Origin of the sequence: Rhizobium sp. S152, from assembly GCF_030380735.1 — a bacterium.
Classification (GTDB): Bacteria; Pseudomonadota; Alphaproteobacteria; order Rhizobiales; family Rhizobiaceae; genus Rhizobium.
Genome location: NZ_JAUDRZ010000002.1, coordinates 392,448 through 416,553 on the forward strand (window position 1 = coordinate 392,448; position 24,106 = coordinate 416,553).

The 24,106-nt window shown below is 58.2% G+C and carries 22 protein-coding genes; 20 read left to right on the forward strand and 2 right to left on the reverse strand.

Going from position 1 to position 24,106, the window contains the following annotated elements; genetic code table 11:
- Nucleotides 1–2 precede the first annotated feature (2 nt).
- From QTL95_RS03060 to QTL95_RS03070, 3 genes are read left to right on the forward strand one after another with little or no spacing between them, the layout of a single operon-like run.
- The gene (locus tag QTL95_RS03060; protein WP_289718485.1) at nucleotides 3–635 is read left to right on the forward strand and encodes a precorrin-8X methylmutase; all 633 of its coding nucleotides are present in this window, start codon (nucleotides 3–5) and stop codon (nucleotides 633–635) included.
- On the forward strand, nucleotides 632–1,363 hold the full coding sequence (locus tag QTL95_RS03065) for a precorrin-2 C(20)-methyltransferase (protein WP_289718486.1): 732 nt from the start codon (nucleotides 632–634) through the stop codon (nucleotides 1,361–1,363). The genes QTL95_RS03060 and QTL95_RS03065 overlap by 4 nt, the downstream gene beginning before the upstream one ends.
- On the forward strand, nucleotides 1,360–2,124 hold the full coding sequence (locus QTL95_RS03070) for a precorrin-3B C(17)-methyltransferase (protein ID WP_289718487.1): 765 nt from the start codon (nucleotides 1,360–1,362) through the stop codon (nucleotides 2,122–2,124). The genes QTL95_RS03065 and QTL95_RS03070 overlap by 4 nt, the downstream gene beginning before the upstream one ends.
- On the opposite strand, the gene QTL95_RS03075 is transcribed toward QTL95_RS03070, so the two are convergent.
- The gene (locus QTL95_RS03075) at nucleotides 2,088–2,855 is read right to left on the reverse strand and encodes a cobalt-precorrin-6A reductase (RefSeq protein ID WP_289718488.1); all 768 of its coding nucleotides are present in this window, start codon (nucleotides 2,853–2,855) and stop codon (nucleotides 2,088–2,090) included. The two genes, QTL95_RS03070 and QTL95_RS03075, sit on opposite strands and share 37 nt — an antisense overlap.
- Here QTL95_RS03075 and cbiE point away from each other — a divergent pair.
- The 9 genes from cbiE (at nucleotide 2,854) to QTL95_RS03120 (ending at nucleotide 13,507) form a co-directional block, all read left to right on the forward strand.
- Nucleotides 2,854–4,086, forward strand: coding sequence for a precorrin-6y C5,15-methyltransferase (decarboxylating) subunit CbiE (gene cbiE / locus QTL95_RS03080; protein ID WP_289718489.1), 1,233 nt, complete (start codon nucleotides 2,854–2,856; stop codon nucleotides 4,084–4,086). The genes QTL95_RS03075 and cbiE overlap by 2 nt on opposite strands.
- A 9-nt stretch (nucleotides 4,087–4,095) precedes the next feature.
- Nucleotides 4,096–4,851, forward strand: coding sequence for a precorrin-4 C(11)-methyltransferase (cobM, locus tag QTL95_RS03085; protein WP_289718490.1), 756 nt, complete (start codon nucleotides 4,096–4,098; stop codon nucleotides 4,849–4,851).
- Nucleotides 4,852–5,436: 585 nt separating this feature from the next.
- Nucleotides 5,437–6,231, forward strand: coding sequence for a response regulator transcription factor (locus QTL95_RS03090; protein ID WP_289718491.1), 795 nt, complete (start codon nucleotides 5,437–5,439; stop codon nucleotides 6,229–6,231).
- A gap of 211 nt (nucleotides 6,232–6,442) precedes the next feature.
- Nucleotides 6,443–7,345, forward strand: coding sequence for a DMT family transporter (locus QTL95_RS03095; protein WP_289718492.1), 903 nt, complete (start codon nucleotides 6,443–6,445; stop codon nucleotides 7,343–7,345).
- Between the two features lie 568 nt (nucleotides 7,346–7,913).
- Nucleotides 7,914–9,173, forward strand: coding sequence for a polysaccharide biosynthesis/export family protein (locus QTL95_RS03100; RefSeq protein WP_289718493.1), 1,260 nt, complete (start codon nucleotides 7,914–7,916; stop codon nucleotides 9,171–9,173).
- A gap of 53 nt (nucleotides 9,174–9,226) precedes the next feature.
- On the forward strand, nucleotides 9,227–10,765 hold the full coding sequence (locus QTL95_RS03105) for a GumC family protein (protein WP_289718494.1): 1,539 nt from the start codon (nucleotides 9,227–9,229) through the stop codon (nucleotides 10,763–10,765).
- A gap of 31 nt (nucleotides 10,766–10,796) precedes the next feature.
- Nucleotides 10,797–11,582 carry a hypothetical protein gene (locus QTL95_RS03110; RefSeq protein WP_289718495.1) on the forward strand — a complete coding sequence of 262 codons (786 nt, stop codon included), beginning with the start codon at nucleotides 10,797–10,799 and terminating at the stop codon, nucleotides 11,580–11,582.
- Nucleotides 11,583–11,636: 54 nt separating this feature from the next.
- Nucleotides 11,637–12,515: an ExeA family protein gene (locus tag QTL95_RS03115; RefSeq protein ID WP_289718496.1), complete on the forward strand. Its 879-nt coding sequence runs from the start codon at nucleotides 11,637–11,639 to the stop codon at nucleotides 12,513–12,515.
- Nucleotides 12,512–13,507 carry a glycosyltransferase family 2 protein gene (locus tag QTL95_RS03120; protein WP_289718497.1) on the forward strand — a complete coding sequence of 332 codons (996 nt, stop codon included), beginning with the start codon at nucleotides 12,512–12,514 and terminating at the stop codon, nucleotides 13,505–13,507. The genes QTL95_RS03115 and QTL95_RS03120 overlap by 4 nt, the downstream gene beginning before the upstream one ends.
- Here the strand turns inward: QTL95_RS03120 and QTL95_RS03125 are convergent.
- The gene (locus tag QTL95_RS03125; protein WP_289718498.1) at nucleotides 13,482–14,702 is read right to left on the reverse strand and encodes a glycosyltransferase family 4 protein; all 1,221 of its coding nucleotides are present in this window, start codon (nucleotides 14,700–14,702) and stop codon (nucleotides 13,482–13,484) included. The genes QTL95_RS03120 and QTL95_RS03125 overlap by 26 nt on opposite strands.
- 1,166 nt (nucleotides 14,703–15,868) lie before the next feature.
- On the opposite strand from QTL95_RS03125, the gene QTL95_RS03130 reads away from it, so the two are divergent.
- The 8 genes from QTL95_RS03130 (at nucleotide 15,869) to QTL95_RS03165 (ending at nucleotide 24,096) form a co-directional block, all read left to right on the forward strand.
- The gene (locus QTL95_RS03130) at nucleotides 15,869–17,302 is read left to right on the forward strand and encodes an exopolysaccharide biosynthesis polyprenyl glycosylphosphotransferase (protein ID WP_289718499.1); all 1,434 of its coding nucleotides are present in this window, start codon (nucleotides 15,869–15,871) and stop codon (nucleotides 17,300–17,302) included.
- Between the two features lie 132 nt (nucleotides 17,303–17,434).
- The gene (gene rfbB, locus QTL95_RS03135) at nucleotides 17,435–18,484 is read left to right on the forward strand and encodes a dTDP-glucose 4,6-dehydratase (protein ID WP_289718500.1); all 1,050 of its coding nucleotides are present in this window, start codon (nucleotides 17,435–17,437) and stop codon (nucleotides 18,482–18,484) included.
- Nucleotides 18,481–19,377 carry a dTDP-4-dehydrorhamnose reductase gene (gene rfbD / locus QTL95_RS03140; RefSeq protein WP_289718501.1) on the forward strand — a complete coding sequence of 299 codons (897 nt, stop codon included), beginning with the start codon at nucleotides 18,481–18,483 and terminating at the stop codon, nucleotides 19,375–19,377. Before rfbB ends, rfbD begins: the two co-directional genes overlap by 4 nt.
- Nucleotides 19,374–20,258 (forward strand): glucose-1-phosphate thymidylyltransferase RfbA, encoded by an 885-nt coding sequence (gene rfbA / locus QTL95_RS03145; protein WP_289718502.1) that lies wholly within the window; start codon nucleotides 19,374–19,376, stop codon nucleotides 20,256–20,258. The genes rfbD and rfbA overlap by 4 nt, the downstream gene beginning before the upstream one ends.
- The gene (gene rfbC / locus QTL95_RS03150) at nucleotides 20,255–20,800 is read left to right on the forward strand and encodes a dTDP-4-dehydrorhamnose 3,5-epimerase (protein WP_289718503.1); all 546 of its coding nucleotides are present in this window, start codon (nucleotides 20,255–20,257) and stop codon (nucleotides 20,798–20,800) included. Before rfbA ends, rfbC begins: the two co-directional genes overlap by 4 nt.
- Nucleotides 20,801–20,881: 81 nt before the next feature.
- Nucleotides 20,882–21,919, forward strand: coding sequence for a substrate-binding domain-containing protein (locus QTL95_RS03155; RefSeq protein ID WP_289718504.1), 1,038 nt, complete (start codon nucleotides 20,882–20,884; stop codon nucleotides 21,917–21,919).
- 228 nt (nucleotides 21,920–22,147) lie between these two features.
- Nucleotides 22,148–23,182 carry a Gfo/Idh/MocA family protein gene (locus tag QTL95_RS03160; protein WP_289718505.1) on the forward strand — a complete coding sequence of 345 codons (1,035 nt, stop codon included), beginning with the start codon at nucleotides 22,148–22,150 and terminating at the stop codon, nucleotides 23,180–23,182.
- 11 nt (nucleotides 23,183–23,193) lie between these two features.
- Nucleotides 23,194–24,096 (forward strand): sugar phosphate isomerase/epimerase family protein, encoded by a 903-nt coding sequence (locus tag QTL95_RS03165; RefSeq protein ID WP_289718506.1) that lies wholly within the window; start codon nucleotides 23,194–23,196, stop codon nucleotides 24,094–24,096.
- The last annotated feature ends 10 nt before the right edge of the window (nucleotides 24,097–24,106 follow it).

Consider the following 24,106-nt stretch of genomic DNA (forward strand, 5'->3'; position numbering starts at 1 on the left):
GTATGCCAGACTACGACTACATCCACAGCGGCGACGCGATCTATGAACGATCCTTCGCGATCATCCGCAGCGAGGCCGACCTCTCGCGTTTTTCCAGCGAAGAAGCCGATGTCGCCGTGCGCATGATCCATGCCTGTGGGCTGGTGGAAGCCGCGGAGCATTTTGCCTTTTCGACCGGGTTCGTCAGCGCGGCCCGCTCGGCGCTTCATGCCGGCGCACCGATCTTTTGCGATGCGGAGATGGTTGCGCGCGGTGTCACGCGCTCGCGCCTGCCTGCCGGCAACGAGGTGTTGTGCACCCTGCACGATCCTCGCACCGCGGAGATCGCCAAGGAGATCGGCAATACGCGCTCGGCAGCCGCGCTTCGTCTATGGGTCGATCGTCTCGGCGGCAGCGTTGTTGCCATCGGAAACGCGCCGACTGCACTGTTCCACCTGCTCGAAATGCTGCGCGACGGCGCACCGAAGCCAGCCGCGATCATCGGCATGCCTGTTGGTTTCGTCGGCGCCGCGGAATCCAAGGACGCCCTGGCTGAGAACTCCTACGGTGTGCCCTATGCCATCGTTCGCGGACGCCTGGGTGGCAGCGCGATGACGGCGGCGGCACTGAATGCACTCGCGAGGCCCGGCCTATGAAGATCACCGGTCGTCTTATCGGTGTCGGCACCGGACCCGGGGATCCAGAACTCCTCACCGTCAAGGCGGTCAAGGCGATCGAGACCGCCGACATCGTCGCCTATTTTGCCAAGCAGGGCAGGAATGGAAATGGTAGGGCGATCGTCGAGCACCTGCTGAGGCCAAGCACTATTCTGCTGCCGCTCTACTATCCCGTGACCACGGAGATCGAGAAGACCGAGGCCGAATACATCAGCCGGATTACCGACTTCTATAATCGCTCTGCCGAAGCCGTCGCCGAACATCTCGAGGGCGGACGAACGGTTGCGATCCTGAGCGAAGGCGATCCTTTGTTCTACGGCTCCTACATGCACCTGCATGTCCGGCTCGCCGCGCGTTATGCCACCGAGGTTATTCCTGGCATCAGCGCGATGTCCGGCTGCTGGTCGCTGGCCGGCATTCCGATCGTCCAGGGAGATGACGTGCTTTCGGTGCTTCCGGGCACGATGGCTGAAGCGGAGATGCAGCGGCGATTGGCCGACACGCAGGCGGCCGTGATCATGAAGGTGGGGCGCAATCTGCCGAAGATCCGCCGGGCGCTGGAAGCATCCGGCCGCCTCGCCGAAGCCGTCTATGTCGAGCGAGGCACGATGGCGAATTCGTCGATGACGAAGCTCGCCGATCGGCCGGATGGAGAAGCGCCGTATTTTTCGCTGGTGCTCGTTCCCGGATGGGAGGGCAACCGATGAGCGGCAAGCTCTTCGTGATCGGCACGGGTCCCGGCAATCCAGATCAGATGACACCGGAGGCGGTGGCCGCGGTTGCGCAGGCGACGGACTTCTATGGCTATGGACCATATCTCGACCGATTGGCGCTTGGTTCCGGGCAGCGACGTCATGTGTCGGACAACCGGGAAGAGCTCGACAGGGCAAGGGCTGCGCTCCGCTCGGCCTCGGACGGTGCGATTGTCTGTGTCGTGTCCGGCGGCGATCCTGGTGTCTTCGCCATGGCTGCGGCCGTCTGTGAGGCGATCGACAATGGACCCTCGGAATGGCGCAACGTCGAACTCATTATAATACCTGGCATCACCGCGATGCTTGCCGTTGCCGCTCGCATCGGTGCTCCACTGGGACACGATTTCTGCGCGATCTCGCTTTCGGACAATCTGAAGCCTTGGGACGTGATCGAGAACCGGCTGCAGATGGCGGCGAAGGCGGGCTTCGTCATTGCTCTTTATAATCCGATCAGCAAGGCCCGCCCGTGGCAGCTTGGCAAGGCGTTCGAGTTGCTTCGCTCAGTTCTGCCCGGTGAAACGCCCGTTATCTTTGGCCGTGCGGCCGGAAGGCCCGATGAGCGGATTGCGATACAGCGCCTGCAGGACGCCGATGCGGCGGTTGCGGATATGGCCACCTGTGTCATCATCGGCTCGGCAGAGACACGTATCATCTCTAGGGACGGCCAGCCCGACCTCGTCTATACCCCGCGGTTCATCTCGGGAGGAAACAGGTGATCGATCGCGTCAAGCGCAGCATCGACAGTGGTGACCGTCTGCATGGCAGTGGCCGGTGCGCGCGCGATCATGATCACATCGAGGCCAAGGCGGCGGGCCGCTTCGATCTTGCCGTAGGTGGCGGCCCCGCCGCTGTTCTTGGCGATGACGACGTCGATGTAATTGCTCTCCAGAAGGACCGCCTCGCGTTCGACATCAAACGGACCGCGGTCGAGCAGGCACTGTACGTTGGGAAGACGCAGCGGCGGATCGACGGGGTCGACGCTACGCACCAGATAGAAATGCTGCGGCGCGACTTCGGCGACGTGCGCCTCCTGGCGGCCGATCGCCAGAAAGACACGGCGCGGCGCGGCGCCAATTTGCGTGATCGCCTGTGCTGCGGTGGCGACATGCGTCCACCGGTCGCCGGCCTGTTCGATCCACTGCGGACGTCGAAGCGCGAGCGCGGGGATGTCGAACTTCGCGGCAGCCTCGCTCGCGTTCCTCGAAATGCGCGCGGCGAACGGATGCGTGGCGTCGATCAGAAGATCGAAGGCTTCCTGTTTGAGGAAGTCGGCGAGTCCTTCGGCTCCGCCGAAGCCTCCGGTACGTGTCGGGACGGGCTGTGCGGCTGGGGTATCCGTGCGTCCGGCCAGGGAAAGCAGCACGCCGTGGCCGCGATCGGCCAGTGCCTGTGCAAGAATGCGCGCTTCTGCCGTCCCGCCAAGCATCAGTATGCGGATGCTGCCCATGCCTGATCTGCCCTCCGCTTCCAGCCAACGCTGGCTGACTATTATAGGGATGGGCGAAGACGGTCCAGATGGGCTCGGCGCGGAAGCCCGGCGGCGTTTGGAAGCCGCAACGGTGGTCTTCGGCGGTGCCCGGCACCATTCCCTTGCGCCTTCCCTTGTCCGGGGAGAGCGCCTTGAATGGGAGAGCCCGTTCGAAAAGTCGGTCGAGGCGGTCGTCGCGCGCCGTGGGACGCCTGTTGTCGTCCTCGCTTCCGGAGATCCATTTCTCTACGGCGTCGGCGCAACGCTGTCCCGCTACGTCCCTGTCGATGAGATCCATACGATCCCGGCCCCCTCGGCGTTCAGCCTTGCGGCTTCGCGGCTCGGATGGCCGCTCCAGGATGCCACTGCCATTTCGCTTCACGGCCGTCCGCTGGCGCTGATACGCCCGCACCTGCATCAGGGCCGAAGGATCATCGCGCTGACCTCGGACGCACAATCGCCGGGTGAGTTTGCCAGCTTGCTGACGGCTGCTGGTTTCGGCCAGTCGCGCATGCATCTGCTGGAAGCGCTCGGCGGCAAGCGCGAGAGAGTTCGAGCCTGTTTGGCAGCCGATTTCAATCTCGACGACATCGATGCGCTGAACGTCTGCGCGCTAGAGGTCGTGGCGAGCAGCGACGCACGATTGATCGCCTTCACGCCGGGGCTCGACGATGCACTCTTCGAACATGATGGGCAGATCACCAAGCAGGAGGTGCGGGCGTTGACGCTCGGCGCGTTGGCTCCTCGTCACGGCGAACTGCTTTGGGATATCGGTGCCGGATCCGGCTCGATTGCGATCGAGTGGATGCTTGCGGATACGTCTCTGCGGGCGATAGCGATAGAGCAATCCGCCGAGAGAGCGGCGCGCATTGCGCGCAATGCGGAAGGGTTCGGCGTGCCGGCGATGAAGGTGATCGAGGGAACCGCGCCGGATGCACTGGCCGGCCTTCCTCAGCCGGACGTCATCTTCATTGGCGGCGGCGGGAGCGAGGCAGGTGTGACCGATGCGGCAATCGCGGCGTTGAAGACCGGCGGCCGGCTCGTCGCCAATGCAGTGACGCTCGAGATGGAAGCAAAGCTGATTGCGCTGCACGCAGGGCTTGGCGGAAGCCTGACACGGATCGAAATCAGCCGCGCGGCCCCAGTGGGCGGCATGAGCGGCTGGCGGCCGGCGATGCCGGTTACGCAGTGGCGCTGGACGAAAAACTGAGGTGACGAGATGACTGTGCATTTCATCGGAGCCGGCCCGGGCGCCGCCGACCTGATAACCGTTCGTGGCCGCGATCTGATCGGGAAATGCCCCGTTTGCCTCTACGCGGGGTCGATCGTTTCTCCGGAACTGCTGCAATATTGCCCTCCCGGCGCACGCATCATTGATACGGCGCCCATGTCACTCGACGAAATCGAGGCCGAATATGTTCGCGCGGCTGACGCCGGCGAGGATGTGGCGAGGCTGCATTCCGGCGACCTCTCCATATGGAGCGCCGTCGCCGAGCAGATCCGCCGGCTGCAAATGCACGGCATCGACTATACGATGACGCCTGGGGTGCCTGCTTTCGCGGCTGCTGCGGCGGCGCTGGGCCGCGAACTCACAATCCCGGCCGTGGCACAAAGCCTGGTGCTGACGCGCGTGTCAGGCCGGGCTTCGCCGATGCCAAACGATGAAACGCTTGCGAGGTTCGGTGCGACCGGCGCGACACTTGCCATCCATCTCGCCATTCACGCGCTTGCAGATGTCGTTGGCGAACTGACGCCGATCTATGGCGCAGAATGCCCGGTGGCCGTCGTTGCTAAAGCGACATGGCCGGATGAGCGCATCATTCGCGGCAGTCTCGGCGATATCGAAGCCACGCTTGCAGAAAATCCGATTGAACGCACCGCGATCATATTCGTCGGCCCTTCGCTGACGGCAGCGGATTTTCGCGAGAGCTCGCTTTATGATCCTGCATACCAACGACGGTTCAGAGGACGTTAGCTGGAATAGAGAGCTTCAGGACTACACCACCATTGGCGTAGCAATATAGGCTCTCGTTGAAGGTTATCCCAGCTACCTCGATGTTGGATTGGGAACTCCGTCGCGAATTGCTGCCGGAAAGTAACCATAATAACTATATTTTGAACGCCCCTTCGCACGCAATCGAGAGGAGAATCTCGATGGAATGCCAGTTGAGCGACAGTGGAAAAATCCCATTAAAATGCTGATATGTATTTTTCGTGGACGTTTATTTCCAAAAAAACGTTAATTCGGTCGCATTTTCTTGGAAATACTGCCCCACTGCGCCAAGGGGGCTCAAAATGGGATATATATTGGTAAATTTTTATATACTAATCATTATTTTGTTTTGACCGGTCGAGAGTTATTTTTGTATTGCGAATTAGTAGTCGAAAATGTAGTCTAATTCATAAGTAGAAATTCGAAGCTTAAGACTTCTTAAGCGACGGTTTCGAGAAGACTACTTTCGCATTCGACTTAAGGGGATCATCAAACTTCAGGGGGTCGTCGCATCCGCTGCGTTGATTTTCAACGACCACCTCCAACATCATCAGGTATGAGGCTAGTATGAATTACGTACCTCCGGAATTTGAAAACGGGCGAATTGCACTCAACAGATTTCGCCCAACGGCGATCCCCGCGAGTGTGCGAGGCGGTCGAGAGCTGTTCGACAGCGAGCAGGCGCTTGATAGGTGCCTGCTGATCATCGACCCAAGAACGCTCGAGCGTGAATGCCTTGCAACATCCCTGATGACAAACGGTCTCGGTATGAACGCTGTCGCGGTCGGTTCCGTTGCCGAATGGAAGCAGCGTAAGGGCGGCGACCAGACCGTTGGAGCCGTTCTTCTGAATATCGCTGGTCACAAGGCCTCCGATACCTCTCTGTCGGAACAGATCGCAAGTATTACGGGGGAATGCGCACCTGCACCTGTCGTTATTCTTGCGGACGGTGACGATCTCAATCAGATGCTTCGTGTGCTCGAATACGGGGCTCGCGGGTTCATTCCGACATCTGTTGGAATTGAAGTGTGCGTGGAAGCAATCGCGCTCGCTGTTGCCGGCGGGACATTTCTGTTGGCCGGCAGCGCTTTCCCAGCGGCTGCGCCGGTTGAGGAAAGCCAGCAGAGGCCGAAAGAGTTGGCGCGCATGTTCACGCTACGCCAGGCGGAGGTCGTCCAAGCCCTGCGCAAGGGTAAGGCAAACAAGATCATCGCCTATGAGCTCAATCTTCGTGAAAGTACGGTGAAAGTTCATATCCGAAACATCATGAAGAAGCTCAAGGCAACAAACCGAACGGAAGTCGCCTATAAGCTGAATGATTTGCTGCGAAGCGAAACCAAGTGGAATGTTCCCGCCGAATAGCGCGGGGAACAACGACACCACAATCGAAACGGCGCGCCAGGCAGATGGCGCGCCGTTTCGCCTTTAAAATTTCCATGGCATTGCGGCAGAAGTAAACACAGTCGCTACCAGTAGCAATCGATCGCATGTGATGGTGGCGCGCCTCCCATTGTCAGCGGGCGATCTTCTTGATAGGCGGTGATGGATTCACATACCCCATCGCAGGCCTCCCATGTCTATCCCATCCCCGGATCACCAACAGAGCCCTCTTTTGGGGATTGCCCTCGCTTGTTCTGGCTATTCGCTTTTCGCGATCCAGGACGCGGTGGTTAAGTGGCTGGTGGCGGACTATGCAGTACCGCAGGTTCTGTTCATGCGGAGCATCGTTATCGTTGCTATCTCGGGCATTATGGTGCGTCGGCTGAAGCACCCGTCGATACTGGCCAGCCCGCACCGCAACTCGCTGCTTCTTCGTGCGGGACTGATGTTGGCGGCGTGGATGGCGTTTTACTCGGCGGCAAGACACCTTGGTCTCGCCGAGATCACCACGATGTATTTCTCGGCGCCGGTTATCGTCGTCCTGCTTTCCATTCTTATCTTGAAGGAGAAAGTCGGCCCCATCCGTTGGTTTTCCTGTATCGGCGGATTCGTGGGCGTCCTTCTGGCCGCAAACCCCACGGAAGCGCCCAGTCTCGTTCCGGCGGCCATGGTGATTTTTGCCGGTTTTTGCTGGGCGTTGAGCACAATTCTTGTTCGCCTCGTCAGTCGAACGGAAAGCACTCTCAGTCAGATGATGGCGACCAGTTTTCTGTTCGTGGTCGCTTGCGGCGCCACGTTGCCGTGGTTATGGAAAACGCCGGATGCGTCCGGCTGGGCTCTTATGATCGGTCTTGGCGTCGTGGCGTGCGCGGGGCAGTACCTTCTCTACGAGGGTTTCCGACACGCGCCAGCATCCGCGCTAGCGCCGATGGAATACAGTGGCCTCGTATGGGCGTTTCTCTATGGATACCTTATATGGTCGGAGGTGCCGACGGCAAATGTCGTTGCGGGCGCAGTTCTGATCGTGTCATCGAGCCTCGTCCTCGTGTGGTGGGAGCGACGTCAAGTGATCGCAACCCGCCGCCTGACGGCATAAGATCGGGCATCTGCTTCCTGCCGGGAAGGCGCAAATGGGAGTGCGCTGGAAGCTAGCCAAAAGGACTACCCGGTATCGGTCGATCATCGCTTGACTTATCCGAGGCCGCAATGATGCCGATCGCCCGGTGCGCAGATTGGCGCAGGCCCCGCCGAATTGGGAAGAGAAACGCCAGCGGATTTTTCGCGATTTCGCTTATCCGACCATCCTTTCATCGGAACAGGGTGGGTTTTAAGCAGTAAGTCCGGCGCCTTTCTCAATGTATACTGAGGTATGTATAGTCAACGCTTCGTTACTAGTGGCGTATTGCTTAAAAATGTCGATATGTGGCTCTGTCGTTATCATTTTGTATTCATTTATCGATGAATTTTTCGTGGTCAGGCGCGCACCCGCCTCATAGGTGCGGCATATAGCAGAGTGTCGATAATATTTCCGTGAAGTCATCCGATCTCTACATTTAACTATACTCCATTAAGTGCTGTTCTAAATCCCGTTCAAAACATGTAGTGTAAATTTGCTGCTGTTCGGTCGGCCGTGAAATAGAACGCTTGAATTTCTGGAGCGCTGCATGCGTTTTGCATCCGTTATCGCTTGTCTGTTGTTTGTGTTCTCTATGGACAGGGCATACGGACAGGAAAAATACCTGCTGCAACCTGGCGACAGCCTGGAAATTTGGGTTGCGCAGGAGGAAGATCTTCGTCGAACTGTAGTCGTGGAACCCGACGGCTGGGTATCGTTCCCCTTGGCGGGTCATATGCAAGCCGCAGGTTCGACCGTTACCGAGATTGAAGCGGCGTTCAGCGAAAAGCTGCGGCCGTTCTTCAAGGAGAAACCCAACCTCACCATCATGCTCCGCCCGGATCCCTTGCATCGGCCCAGCGTCTTTGTCGCAGGCGAGGTGACGACGCCCGGTTCTTTTCCTTATCGACAGGGCATGACGGTTCTGCATGCCATCAGTGTCGCCGGTGGTATTTACCGTAAGGAGGTTTTGGCGGCGGACCAGGACCGTTCAATCATCGTAAGGCGCACAGTCGAGGCATCGCAGGCGAGGCTGAAACAGCTGGCGGCCAGGCATGCGCGTTTGCAAGCCCAGTTGGATGGGTCAAGCACAATCGATATCGCCGCAGAAGATCGAGACGACGATGTGGTGACCCAGGAACAGAGCATGCTTGATGCCTACCAGAGCGGCATCGGCGCGCAGGATACGGCCCGCGTCGAGGCTGTGAATCTCGGCAAACAGAATGCCGGCGAGATTAAGCGGCAGATGGAAATCGTCGATCGGCGGCTTGAGCTCGCAAAACAGCGTAGTGAAGCGACAACGGCGCTGGTCGAAAAGGGCGCGCTTCAGGCCGGTCAGAAATTCGATCGCGACGGGGAGGTCGCAACGCTGGAAGGTGCAAGAAGTCAGTTGCAAACGCAGCTGCTCGCCGCCCAGCGGACACTGCAGGCGGATCTAGCCCTCATTGATAACGCGGCTCAGAGCAGGAAGGAGAAGCTTCTAGCGGACATCGTGGACGTGGAGCGAGATCAGAAAGCGACCCGCGAAAGCTTGGCCGACGCGGAGGATGTGCTGAAGGTTTATGAGAGCTCATCTGCGGCAGGCAAGAGAGTAAGCCAGAAAAAGATCAGCTACAGGATCGTCAGATCGGCCAACGGCGAGCCGCGCGAGTTCGAGGCGTCCGAAATGACGCCCATTCGACCCGGTGATCTTGTTCGCGTCGTTGTCGATGCCCCGCCACTAGCGGTCGAAGGCGCCGAGCTTACGCTTCAGAGCGATCCGGATCAGCAGTCGGCGCCGGCCGACGGCACCCAGTTGAATGTACAATAGTTAATCAGGCGAGCCATCCTGCACACGCTGGAGCATGCCAAAAGGGGTTCGGTATGACAAGAGATCTGATCCGTCACGCGGTCTACTATCTGGAGCTTGTGCGGGAGAAGAAGATTTTCTTTCTCATTCCGGCCGCGTTGGTCCTGATCATCGGAATTATCGTCGTCTATTCGATGCCCAAGATTTATTCGTCCGAGGCGGTACTTATCGTTGAAGGCCAGCAGATTTCCTCGAACCTGGTGTCTGCGACGGTTACCAACGAACGATTGCAGCTGATCGAGCAGCGCGTTCTTGCGCGAGACAATCTGATTGGCCTCGCAGAACGCCATGACCTTGTTTCCGGCGCCCGCCAAGGGCTCTCCAATGTGCAGATCGCGGATCTCGTTCGTCGTAACATAACGATGACGACCGAAACGCCGGAGGGGTCCGATCAGTCCACCGCGAGTTCGATTGTCCATATCGGTTTCAAATATGACGATCCGGAGCTTGCGGCAGCTGTCACCTCAGATCTCGTGGACATGCTGATGAATGAAACAAAGCGGCTTAGGATTTCCCGCGCGACCGAGGCGACGCAGTTCCTAGCGCGTGAGTCCAGTGAGCTTTCGGCTCAACTGCGCGCAAAAGAAGCTTATCGAAACAAATTCGTTGAAGACAACAAGGATTCGATGCCGGGTCGGATACCTCAGCTGACACTTGAGCTGGGGGAGAAGGAGCGCGCGCTTTCGGTCGTCGAAACGTCAATCACCTCACTTGATAGAGACAACAGCCTTCTGGAGGCGCAGCTGCGGCTTGGGGTGATGAACACCAACGGCGACGCTCTACGGCGAACGCAACTGGCCGCGCTCAAGGCGCAGATCGACGAAAAACTTCTCGTATATTCCGAAGATCATCCGCAAGTTCGGGCGCTGCGGCAGAAAATGCAACAGCTGGAAGCAATGCAGGGGGGTGTCGCGAAGGACGTCGCTTCGCCATCGACCGACGCCGAACTTCGCGATCCGGACAGCCTCCCGGCCGATCTCGCTCTGATCGCGCAGAGGATAGCGATCGCCAAGGAAAGTCTGGCTGGCCTTGCGAAGCAGAAGGATGAGCTTACGGCACGCATTGGCTCGCTAAAGTCGATTATGGCCCGTGCGCCGGAAGTGGAACGGCAACTCACCGCCATGGAAGTCGATCGTGTGAGCCTTCAGCGCAGCGTCGACGATATGAACGGAAGGCTGGATACGGCGCGCATCGGCGAGCGGCTTGAGAATGACCAGTCGGCCATGCAGATGCAGATTATCGAGGAACCGGAAGTTCCCAAATATCCCTCGTCCTCGCGGCGGCTTCTTGGGGTGGCGTTTGTGTTGGCTCTCGCCGGCGGCGCGGGTGCTGCCGGGGTGGTGATCGCGGACATATTCACATCGCATATACGCGGGACCTTCGATCTCGCGGAGGCTCTGCAGGGACAAACCCTGGTCGTTATTCCGGAATGGTCGTCGAGCGGTGATGAGAGTCATGCTGTCGTGAACTGGGCGAACAGGGTCGTCAAGGAATTGCGAGGCCGCCCACTATTCCCGTGGCACTCGCAAACCCAAGATGGCTCGACGTCGTAGCCTGTTGCTGGATTGATTAGGGGTAAGATTGATGGATATCATTGCTAAAGCTCTCCAGCGGGCCAAAGCCAAACCGCATTTTTCTATCGCGGACAACACACGTCCGACTCCGGTTGCCGGAGAGGCGCTCGTTGAACGTGAGCGCTCAATAAACAAAGCAGGGGCGTTCACGCTCTCGTCTTCGGCGCTGATATCGAACCGCATCTTCGCGCAGGACGGTGCCCATCGGATGACGCGGTCCTATGACGTTCTGCGCGGCCAGCTGGCGACTCTCAACGAAGGGTACACGCCAGGGCTCCTCGCGGTAACGGCTCCCAACGCTGGATGTGGCGCAACCACGGCGGCGATCAATCTCGCGTTCAGCTTCGCACGAATGCGCGATGCGAACGTTCTCCTGGTCGATGCGAACCTCCGTTCACCCTCCGTGAAAAGGCTATTCGGTCGTAGCGCGACACCTCACGCGGAAGAGACGCGATGGCCCGACTTGAGCCAGGTGGAAGTCGACGGCCTGCATTTGCATGTCTTTGCGCCTGGCCAGGATGTAAACGGCACGGCAGGGCGGCCTGGAGCTGCTCAACTGTCGCGTCAAATCGACTCCGTTCGCAGGTCGCTAAATCCGTCGATAACGATCGTCGATCTACCACCGTTGCTCGCGGCTGACGAGACCGCCTCCCTGATGTCGAGTGCCGATACCGTCGTTCTTGTTCTCGCTGTTGGCCAATCAAAGGTAGCAGAACTCGAGATGTGCAAAACCTATCTTGATCCCCGCGCCAAGGTGCAGGTGGTCCTCAACAAATGCCGCAGGCATGGATTGTGACTGGCAGCGCCACCAACATCGATGACCCCGCGCTTGCGTATTTGGAGTTCTTGAATGTACGAACAGTTCTATGGCCTGACCGAGAAGCCCTTCTCCATTTTGCCTGATCCGAAGTTTCTCTATTTCGGTCAGTCGCACACGATGGCCTTTTCCATGCTTGAGTACGGGCTCGTGAATCAGGCCGGGTTCACGGTCATCACCGGCGCGGTGGGGTCGGGCAAGACGACGCTTATTCAGCACTTCCTTGCCAGCATGAATCAGACCGCCAAGGTCGGCATGATAACCCATACCACGCGTGCCGGCGGCAACCTGCTCGAATGGATCTTGATGGCTTTCGGGCAGGGCTTTGAGGACGCGTCCTATCCACGGCTCTACAAACGCTTCTGCGAGTTTGTCGAAGGAGAGGTTCGCCGGCGCGGGCGGGTGGTGCTTATTATCGATGAAGCACAGAATCTGGAGCCCGACCGGCTCGAAGAGCTCCGGATGCTGTCCAACATGAACACCACGTCGATGATGATGCAGCTGATCCTCGTCGGACAGCCGGAATTGCGGACAACACTGCGGCTGCCCGAATTACGGCAGTTCGCGCAACGCATATCGTCCGACTTTCATCTGCCTGAGTTGCAGCGTTCGGAGGCGCGCGCTTACATAGATCACCGCGTTCGCGTAGCGGGCGGTGCCGATCAACTCTTCTCGCCAGCCGCAAAGACAATGCTTTTCGAGGCATCCAAGGGCGTTCCGAGGCAGATCAACGTCCTTGCGGATCGATGCCTGGTCTACGCTTTCGCCAAGACGAAGGATCGCGTGAGCTCAAGCATCGTACGTCGCGTGCTGGAGGATCGCAACCGATACGGAATTTTCGCTTCCGAGGAAAAGCCCAAGCAACGTCATGAAGCTAGCGAGCCGCACTACCTTGCGAGCGTTTCGCGATGAGCAACGCTCCTGAACTCTTCGTGGTGGTGGTGAACTACCGCACCGCGGATTTGGTGATCGATTGCCTGCGATCGCTTGCCTCTCCGGCAATGTTGCCGCAGGGGACGCGCGTGGTTGTGGTCGATGCCGCCTCCAACGACAGCTCGGCCGATAAGTTCGCCGATGCAATCGAGGAGAACGGTTGGCATTCCTGGCTCGATCTCTTGCCCCTGGACGTGAACGAAGGGTTCTCCTACGCCAATAACCGGGGGAAGGATTATCTGACCGGACGATATGGACGACCGAAATACGTCCACCTGCTGAACCCCGACACAGTGGCTAAAGAGGGAAGTATCGTCGCCCTTGTGGATTTTCTGAAGGAAAATTCGCAGGTTGGCATTTGCGGGAGCCAACTCGAAAACCTCGATGGCTCCAATCAGTGCTGTGCCTTTCGGTTTCCATCGCCGATCGCGGAATTTGAAGCAGAGATCAGCTTCCGGCCGATGACGCGCTTACTGAATCGCTGGCGAATACTGCCCGAGTTGCCAGATGCACCAACGCCTGTCGGCTGGGTGAGCGGCGCGAGCATAATGATAAGGTCCGAGGTCTTCGACGATATCGGAAACCTCGATGAAGGATATTTTCTCTACCACGAGGAGGTTGATTTCTGTCTTCGCGCTGCGCGGGCGGGCTGGCAGTGCTGGTATGTCCCCAAGAGCCACATTATTCACCTGTGTGGACAGTCGACCGGTGTCACCGTCCTGGATCGGCGCCCGGGGCGTCGTCCGGCCTACTGGTTCGAATCCCGTCACCGCTACTTCCGGAAGAACCATGGCAGTACCTATACATTGGTTGCCGACGCATCCTGGGTTGCCGGCCATGTGCTGGGCGTGGTCTGGCGAACGATAAGACGGAAGCCGAACCTGGAATCGCCCTACCTGCTTCGCGATTTTTTGAAGCACGCTTGGCGAGCAAATTCACGAAAATTCAAGGACGCCCGGGCACCGCATTAACGCGTTCGATCAGCGCTTCCAGTGATCGTGCTGAATTAGATATGTCATGCATTTCAAGCACGAGACGCCGCGCCCGCTCTCCCATTTCCGAAAGCTGACGAACATCCGCAGACAACGCAGCTCGCATTGCGTTCGCCAACAATTCGACGTCGCCTGCCGGCACAAGCCAGCCACTTCCTGGCTGAAGGAGCTCTGGAATGCCGGCGATGTAGGTAGAAATGGCTGGTCGCTTTAGCGCCATGCTTTCCATCAGAACCACGGGCAATCCCTCGGCAAAACTGGCAAGCACCATTGCCTTCGCGCGATGAATTTCCGATCGGACACGGTCCTGCGAGATGCTGCCTGTCAATATGACGACCGTGCTTAAAGATAGTCTTTCGATTTCACGCTCGATCTGCGGGCGCAAAGGCCCGTCGCCAGCGAGGACGAGTTGGAAATCAACACCATCTCTCGCCAGCATCGATGCCGCCTGCAAAAGAATTAAATGACCCTTCTGCTCGCTAAGGCGCGCGACGCAAACAAGCCGGTTCTCACTCGACGTCGGAGAAGTTTCCTGGGGTGCTCGATAGCTTTCATCTATTCCGCACTTTACCACATGAAGCTTGTGCCAATCGGTAAGATCAGCCCAGCGCATCAGCTGGCTGCGTCCAAATGAGCTTACCGCGATTGTGAAGGAGGCCAGCTTCGCCTTGATGCCCAATCCTAGAGCCGCGGGCTGATCAAACTCCTCTGGTCCGTGTACGGTCATGCTGAATGGTACACGCGAGATTTCATGGGCGAGCGCGGCGATCGTAGCCGGGTTGGTGCCAAAGTGGACGTGCAAGTGCGAGACCTTGTCGGTCATACACCATCTCGCAAGCACCATCGCTTCGATGAGATAGGCCAGATGCCGCAGAAGATTTCCGCGCGAAGATGATGAAAATCGGAAGGCCAATACGAGGGCTTTGTAGCATCCGACGGGTCGGCTCGCGAGCATCGACAAGAAAGCTGACATCAATCCGACCATGCCGATCTTCAGCACATGTCGTGTTCGTTCCAACTCTTTGAAATCTTCAGCATCGGCCAATGGGCCAAGGGACGGTCTGATTGCATAGCGCTGAACGACGTGGCCTCGTGCTTCAAGTGCAACTATCTCCCGTCTGATAAAGGTGTGACTTGGCGCGGGGTATTGGTTGGTGAAATAAGCGATTTTCATAGAGGCTCGTTGAATGCCGGGAGCTGAGTTAGACTACACTACTACAGGAGTTCCCCCTTTTCTGAAATTCGTCCAAACGGGCGAACGAAATAAACGTTTGCTAACGGGATGCTGTCGACAGCTTCAACAACCGTCTTCGCGGGAATATGATGTGTTTCATGGGGAAAAGCTTAGGATTCGAATGCATCCTAAAGTCTATATGCCCATAACATTATAGATGAGTTGTATTCGTCATGTTCTGTTGGCGATTATATACTAAACATTGCGATGTTTTATCTATTGATCGATTTTATTTTTCGGCTTAGCATTGCTTAAATTATGAAGATAACACGCCTGAATACCGGGTGTAGTAAGGGTTTTCACGACCTAGGTCTTTGCACTGGTCAGTCAACACCTGCCAGTTGATAAGTTGTGTATGTCGAGATCGACTCGTTCGGGGGCTGCAGCCGTACGTTGGTCAGATCATGGGTGACTTCGATAATTGCGGCGTAATCATGCGACCAAGGCACTGACCAGCTACCCTGGATGGCTGCCGAGACACACGCCGGAAAAGCGCCCGCATCAGGCGGCAGCCGGTCTCAGCACGCGAGTGACAGGCGAGTTCAACGAACAAGTGTCGGGGTCAAAGACACTGCTGCAGGGGATGGAGTACGATGGGGTGGAAGGGCAATCGCCAGCGCAGTATAACATTTAGAAAAAGACTGCAGCGCCAAGCGCTTGACGGTTGGAACCTCGAAAGTAGTCGCGAGCCGGCATCTTCCCGATCCGCTATTCTTGCCTGCACTGCGCTGATCGTCCCGCCGCGGCCTGGCTCCGGTCTTGAGCAGAGCCATAATTGGGTCGTTCTGGTGAGAAATGAGGTACTCGCTCGAGCTCATCGGCAGATACCCGATCGGATGCAGGTACAAACGGCGCATGAGACAGACACCGAAAAATAGCGCCGCCGCCTTTGAGAGGTGAAGGCCGGAGCTTACAACCGCGGCGCCTTTGGTCAGTTCGTCCCCATGGCTAAGGTGCCCAATCAGACCTTTGGTTTGCGCTCCCCATTTGGTTCCTAGCAACTTTGGTGGTTTTACTTCGGAATTACGTAATAAGGCGTATTTCTGTTCAATTGTATGGCCCGTTAATATTGTGATAACTATACGGCAAGGTTGAGGGTGTAGACTATGACCGTGCCAGTAGAGGAGAGTTGGATCTCGCCGTTCCCGGGTCGAAAAAACCGGAAATGGCTTGGCTTCAACAGCATTGCGATTGCGTATCTCGCTGCTGCGGCGGATTTCATAGCAATCTTGGCCGCCAGCGGTGCCGGGTATTCGATATACGAACAGTTCGCGTTCGGAATTCTCGCCGATCCGTCGCTCTACGTTGGCATCGGCTTGCTGGTCGCTACGATTTTCGTATTGGCCATGGGTGGCGCTCATGCGTACCGCCCTTCTGAAATCTTGGCATTTCGACGCCAGATTTTGCTGGTCGGAGCATTTTTGCCATCCACACTTCTGTTTCTTCTAGCGGTCGCATTCTTTCTTAAGATCAGCGATACCATCTCTCGCGGAGCGGTGCTTGCAACGGCCGTGATATCAATCGCTGCGTTGATGTCGTTGCGTGCAATCTGGTACAGGCAATTGACCAGAGCGATGGCGCAGGCGTCATTTCCGACCCGCCGAGTTTTGCTGATTTGCGGAGAGTCGACCCCTGCGGGGAAGATCGTCGAAAAGGCCGCGCTGAGCGGCCTCTCGATCAAGAATGTCATGCAGATTTCCGAAACAGCACACGCCGCGTCCGGAACCGCTTATCAGCAGCATGGGATCGCTGACGTCGATGAAGTGCTGGTTGCGTGGAACGACTATGAACACCTTGGCGTTCTGGAGGCTTGCCTGCGTAGCCTGCAACAGTTCTGCGTGCCTGTCAGCGTCATGTTCGGCGGACTGGTCGGCGATGTCGTGGATGGCTTGGCTCACAATGTCGGTGAGAAACGAATATTTCAGACACACAGGCCGCCGCTGGATGTCTATGAGCGGGTTTTCAAGCGGATATTCGACGTGCTTTTCTCCCTTGGCGCCCTGTCTGTCATGCTCCCGATCTGTGTCGTCGTTGCGATCGCAATCAAGCTCGATAGTCCGGGTCCGATCTTCTTCAGCCAATCCCGCAAGGGCTATAGCGGCCGTACGTTCAGGATTCTGAAGTTCCGGAGCATGTCGGTTATGGAGGATGCCGCTGATATCCGCCAGGCGACACGGGGCGATAGCAGGATTACGCGTGTCGGCGCCTTCATCCGATCAACGAGCCTCGATGAGCTGCCGCAATTCTGGAATGTTTTGAAAGGTGACATGTCTGTCGTCGGTCCGCGCCCGCATGCGCTGGCGCATGACGATCTCTACGATGTGCAAATTGCGCGTTACGCTTCCCGACGGCACGTGAAGCCGGGGCTCACAGGATGGGCGCAGGTCAACGGCTGTCGTGGCGAAACGCCGACTGTCGACAAGATGGCGGAGCGCGTACGTCATGACCTGTGGTACATAAATAACTGGTCGCTATGGCTGGACATGCGGATAATTCTGCTCACCGTGGCCGGCATGCAGGATCGAAGCAACGTCTATTGATCATCACGCGGCGCTGTTTACCCTGCTTTTCAATAGTTTCGAAAGACGATTGTCTTGGAATCGCGGTAACGTCTATTACGGAGTTATCGCGGATTTCGTGCTTGGCTTTGGTTGCATAAGGGTGCGTAGACGATGATTTTGGTTACCGGCGGGGCGGGCTTTATCGGTTCGAACTTCATTCTCGATTGGCTGGCCACCTGTGACGAACCGGTGGTGAATCTTGATGCCTTGACCTACGCCGGCAATCTTCACAATCTGGCATCCATCAAGGACGATCCAAGATATACGTTCGTGCATGGTGATATCGGCGATACCGCGTTGATCGCCGATCTGTTCGGAAAGCATCAACCTCGCGCCATCATAAATTTTGCGGCCGAGAGCCATGTGGATCGGTCGATCCACGGACCGGAAGATTTCATTCAGACCAATATTGTGGGGACGTTTCGCCTGCTGGAGGCGACGCGCGCCTATTGGAGTAGCCTTGTCGATCGGGCGGCATTTCGCTTCCTTCATATATCTACGGATGAGGTGTTCGGCACGCTTGGTGCAACCGATCCGGCTTTCAGCGAGATCACTCAATATCAGCCGAACAGCCCGTATTCAGCGAGCAAGGCCGCCAGCGATCATCTCGTCCGCGCCTATCACCACACCTACGGCCTTCCGGTTCTTACGACCAATTGCTCGAACAATTACGGACCCTACCATTTCCCAGAGAAACTCATTCCATTGGTCATCCATAATGCGCTTGAAGGCCGTTCGCTGCCGATCTACGGTGATGGCCAGCAGATCCGCGACTGGCTCTATGTGAAGGACCACTGCAGCGCGATCCGGCGGGTCCTCGAAGCCGGCACGCCGGGCGAGACATACAATGTCGGCGGCTGGAACGAGCGCGCCAACCTCGATGTGGTTCACGTGCTCTGTGACATTCTCGACGAGCTCGCGCCCAAGAGCGACGGCGCATCCTATCGCAAGCAGATCACCTTCGTGACGGATCGCCCGGGCCACGATCGACGCTATGCGATCGACGCGCGCAAGATCGAAGTCGAACTCGGTTGGCGGCCCGTCGAGACATTCGAGAGCGGCATCCGCAAGACGGTTCGCTGGTATCTCGACAACGCAGAGTGGGTTCGCGGAGTAACATCCGGCAGTTATCGCAACTGGGTAGAGAAGCAATACGCATGAAGATTCTGTTGCTCGGCAGGAACGGCCAGGTCGCCCGCGAGCTGCAGCGGACACTTCTGCCATTCGGAACTGTAACCGCGCTCGGACGCAGTGAACTGGATCTCGACGCTATCGACAGTATCGAGCCCACCTTGCAGGCACACGTCCCCGACATCATCGTGAACGCCGCGGCGTACACACAGGTCGACCGCGCCGAGACTGATCAAGAGGCCGCCCGGCGCCTGAACGCGGAAGCGGTCGGGATTGTCGCGAATTTTGCTCGCAAAAGCGGGGCCACCCTCGTTCATTACTCGACGGATTACGTCTTCGACGGCACCAAGGATGGGCCGTATCTCGAAGCCGACAAGACCAATCCTTTAAGTGTTTATGGCGAAACGAAACGCGCGGGCGAACTTGCTATCGAAGCGTCCGGTTGCCGATTTCTCTTGTTTCGCACCAGTTGGGTCTTTTCCGCCGATGGCGCCAATTTCATCAAGACCATCCTGCGGCTGGCCAAGGAACGAACGAGTCTTCGTGTCGTCGCCGATCAATTCGGTGCTCCGACCTCGGCTGAGCTCATCGCTGACGTCACTGCTCTCGCACTGGCCGCCCACCGCCGAGACATGTTTGCAGACGGAATCTATCATCTGACGGCGGCGGGACGAACGAGTTGGCACGGGCTGGCATGCCATGTCGTCCAGCGGGCATCCCAGCTCGGTTTCGAGTTGAAGGCGACGGCGGAGAATATCGAACCGATCACCACCGCTGAATACCCCTTGCCCGCAGCGCGTCCGCGCAACTCGTCGCTGAGCACGGATCTTCTGGCAAGGGGACTGGGTCTTTCCATGCCCGCGTGGACCGTGCATGTCGACCGCATGCTTGAGCAACTTCGAAGACAGGAGCCGCAGTCTTGAACAGAAAAGGCATCATTCTGGCTGGCGGCTCCGGCACACGGCTGCATCCGGCAACGCTTGCCATCAGCAAGCAGTTGCTGCCGGTCTTCGACAAGCCGATGATCTATTATCCCTTGAGCACGCTGATGCTGGCCGGGATACGGGACATCCTGATCATCTCCACGCCGCAGGACATTCCACGCTTCGAACAATTGCTGGGGACCGGCGAGGACTGGGGCGTGAGCTTCACCTATGCGGTACAGCCATCGCCCGATGGACTGGCACAGGCATTCCTGATCGGTGAAACGTTCCTCGATGGCGCGCCTTCGGCGCTCGTCCTAGGTGACAACATTTTTTATGGCCACGATCTGCCTGTTCTGTTGCGCGATGGTATGGCTCGCGGGGAAGGGGCGACCGTGTTCGCCTATCACGTGCTGGATCCCGAACGTTATGGCGTTGTGGAGTTCGACTGCGACAAGAGAGCGGTTTCCATCGAAGAAAAGCCTATTCAACCCAAGTCGAACTATGCCGTTACCGGCCTTTATTTCTACGACGGTCGCGCGTCCGAGTTTGCCAGGCAGCTGAAGCCGTCGCCGCGAGGCGAACTGGAGATTACCGACCTCAATCGCCGCTATATGGAAGACGGTACGCTGACTGTCGAAATCATGGGGCGCGGCTATGCCTGGCTCGACACCGGGACGCATGACTCGCTGCTGGATGCAGGCCAGTTCATCGCCACGCTTGAACGCCGCCAGGGCCTCAAGGTCTCGTGCCCGGAGGAGATCGCCTTCCGCAACGGCTGGATCGGGCGGGACGATCTCGAACGCCTTGCAGTGCCGCTTGCCAAGGGCGGATACGGGAAGTACCTGCTGCGAATTCTGGCGGAGGGAACAAGCTTTTGACAGTTACGCGGCTTGCGATCCCCGAGGTGTTGCTGATCGAGCCGACGGTATTCGGCGACGATCGGGGTTTTTTCTTCGAGAGCTTCAATCAGGCTCGCTTCAACGAGGCGGTCGGCCGAGACATAAGCTTTGTTCAGGACAACCACTCGCGCTCTGGCGCTGGCGTGTTGCGCGGGCTGCATTACCAGATCCGACAACCGCAGGGAAAGCTGGTGCGGGTGGTCGAGGGGGAGGTATTTGATGTCGCGGTGGACCTGCGTCGTTCCTCTCCAACCTTCGGCAAGTGGGTCGGCGAATTCCTTTCGGCTGAAAACAAGCGGCAGCTCTGGGTGCCGGCCGGTTTCGCCCACGGGTTCGTTGTGACATCGGACGCAGCCCAGTTTCTCTACAAGACTACCGATTTCTATTCGCCGGAACATGAGCGTGCGGTTGCCTGGAACGATCCCACGCTCGACATTGCATGGCCGTTGAAGACGCCGCCGATCCTCTCCAAGAAGGATGCAGTCGCCACGACACTGGATGGGGCGGAACTGTTCGACTAGGCTTCGCATTTCCCGTGCACCCTGAAGGCGTGTGTGGCAATAGTAGCACCGGCTCGAACGAGGGGAGGGAGATCGCCGTCGATGAAGGGAATTCGCCAGCTAGCCAAGCATCTCGACATCTCGATCGGGACGGTTTCCCGCGCGCTGAACGGAAAGCCGGATGTAAACGAGGATACCCGCAAGCGTGTTCTCGAGGCGGCAGAAGAGCTTGGTTATGTCGCGAACCAGTCGGGGCGCAGCCTTCGCCAGGGGACGACGAATGTCATCGGCCTGATGATCGAATCCAGCAAAGAGATGGTTGAAAACAGCGACAACTTCTTCCTCGGTGTGACCGGCGGCCTGCAGAGCGTGCTGGCGCGGCACAAGCTCGATCTCGTGATGCTGCCGTGCCCGAACGATGAGGATCCGCACGAATATCTGAAGCGCATGGTCGCCCGCCGCGTGGTGGACGCGATGATCATCTCGGCGACGCAGCGCATCGACAAGCGTATCGATCTGCTGGTCAAGGCGAAGATCCCGTTTGTCGCACTCGGACGCAGTTCGTCCGGCGGCAGCCATCCATGGATCGACCTCGATTTCGAAGGCGTGGCGGCGTGCGCCGTGGATCGGCTGGTCGCCAAGGGGCACAAACGCATCGCCATCGCGGCGCCGTCGAACGATATCAACCTCGGCTATATTTTCGTCGATGCCTATCGCCAGTCTCTTGAACGCCACGGCATTCCGTACGATCCGTCGCTGGTCATCCGCGTCAAGTCGAGCGAGCAGGGGGGATATCAGGCCGGGCACGAGATGCTGTTGCTCGACGACCGACCGACCGCGATCATCCTGATCTACGAGTTGATGGCGATCGGGCTCTATCGCCGTCTGGCGGAGGCGGGAATTGTTCCTGGACGCGATCTGGCTGTCATTGGTTTCCGCGAGGAGCCACGCGGCAGGTTCCTGCAACCCTCTCTCACCTGTTTTCGAATGTCGCTCCGGGACCTTGGTGTCGAGCTCGCCGAGACGCTTCTTGCGACGATGCCTGCTTATGCAGAGCACTATCCGCGTGGCGCGCGCAATACGATATGGCCGTTGGAATTGGCACCTGGCGAGAGTGACGCATTCTCTCTGTCGAACTGACTCGCTGACGTATCCGGGCGGCGCATTTTTTCTGTTGGTCCTGCCAGCAATTTTCATTGTTGCGATGCAGCGATCGATAGCTAAGCGCCCGCATTTTCAGATGTTTTCCGCAGCATTTTTAGCTTGAATGCGACCTATTGACACCAGGAAACGTTTCTGACTAGTATCGTAAACGTTTACGGGGTCCGTTTCGGGAGGAAAACCAGAAGCGACCCATCGGAGGAAATCGTGACATTGAATGCCGTTCTCTGCGGTTGCGGAGCCATGTCGAAGGGCTGGTTGCGCGCCATCAAGGAAACCCCGGCTCTCGCAGCCGAAATCGAGATCAAGGGTCTCGTCGATGTCAATCCGGCGGCGGCTGAAAAGCTCGCCGAGGAATTCGGGTTGAGCGGTGCCGTGATCGGTTCCGATCTCGCCGACGTCATCGCAAAATCAAAAGCCGGCATCGTCTTCGACGTGGTTATCCCGACCGCGCGCTTCAACGTCGTATCGACGGCGCTGAAGGCCGGCTGCCACGTGCTGAGCGAGAAGCCCATGGCAACATCGCTTGCCGAGGGTGCAGCCCTCATCGATCTCGCAGCCGAGACGGGCAAGGTACACGCCATCATCCAGAACCGCCGTTTCATCTCTGGCGTCCGCCGCATGCGCCGTTTCGTCGAAAGTGGTGCGATCGGCGATATTACCGGCATCCATTGCGACTTCTTCCTGGCGCCGCACTTCGGCGGTTTCCGCGAAGAGATGGACAATGTCCTGTTGCTCGACATGGCGATCCACACCTTCGACGCCGCCCGCTTCGTCGCCGACAAGACGCCGCTGGCGGTCTACTGCGTCGAGCGCAATCCGAAGGGTTCGTGGTATCAGCACGGCGCTTCCGCCAACGCGACGTTCGAGTTCGCCGATGATGTGGTCTTCACCTATCGCGGATCCTGGTGCGCCGAAGGCGAGCGCACGAGCTGGGAGAGCCAGTGGCGCCTCGTCGGCTCCAGGGGAATGCTCACCTGGGACGGCGACGAGGGTTTCAAGGCCGCGACCGCTGGGCAGGAGCCAGGGCTGCTGCACGGCTTCACGCCGGTGGATGTTCCAGCGCCCGCCCATGACGAAGAGACACATGGCCACGCCAGCGTGATCGCGAGCTTCGTCGAAGCGATCAAGACGGGCAAGCGCCCGGAGACCGCAAGTTCCGACAATATCAGAAGCCTGGCCATGGTCTTCGGCGCGATCGAAAGCGCCAAGACCGGCAAGCGTATCGAAATTTCAGCATAAGGATCGAGATTGTGAGCAACCCCGCCAAGTCCATTCGCATCGGAACCATGGTCAGCGCCTCCAAGGGCGGCGCCGACAAGCGGATCGGCCAGATCGCCGATCTGGGCTTCGAAAGCTTCGAACCGTTCTTCTGGCAGACGACCAATGGGCAGAACCTCGCCGAACTCGGTAAGCGCTGCGTCGACGCCATCGGCGACCGCGACATCACCATCTCGACGCTCGGCATGTTCGGCAATCCGCTGGAAACGACCGATATCGATCTCGACACGCTCCAGGGCTGGAAGGACTGCATCGACAACGCGCATCACTTCGGCGCCACCTGCGTTGCTGGCTTTACCGGCCGTATTCGTGGCAAGGTGCTGACCGACAGCCTGCCGCGCTACAAGGAAATCTGGAGTGAGCTTGCCAAGCGCGCCGCCGACAAAGGCGTCAAGATCGCCTTCGAAAACTGCGCGATGGACGGCAACTGGCAGACCGGCGACTGGAACATCGCGCACAATCCGGATGCCTGGGAGCTGATCTTCAACGAGACGCCTGATGACAACATCGGCATCGAATGGGAGCCGTGCCATCAAATGGTTTATCTGATCGAGCCGCTGCCGCAGATCCGCAAGTGGGCGTCGAAAATCTTCCACGTTCACGGTAAGGATGCAACGATCCGCTGGGATGTCATCAAGGAGCATGGCATCTTCGGTAAGGAGAAGTTCGTGTTCATGCGAACGCCTGGTTTCGGCGACAGCAACTGGACGGACATCATTTCGGAACTGCGCCTCGCCGGCTGGTCGGGATCCATCGACATCGAAGGTTGGCATGATCCTGTTTATCGCGACGCGCTCGAGATGACCGGCCAGGTTCATGCGCTGAACCATTTGAAGCATGCCCGGGGCGGCGATTTCGTCGTCGATCCGGTTTGATGATATCGCG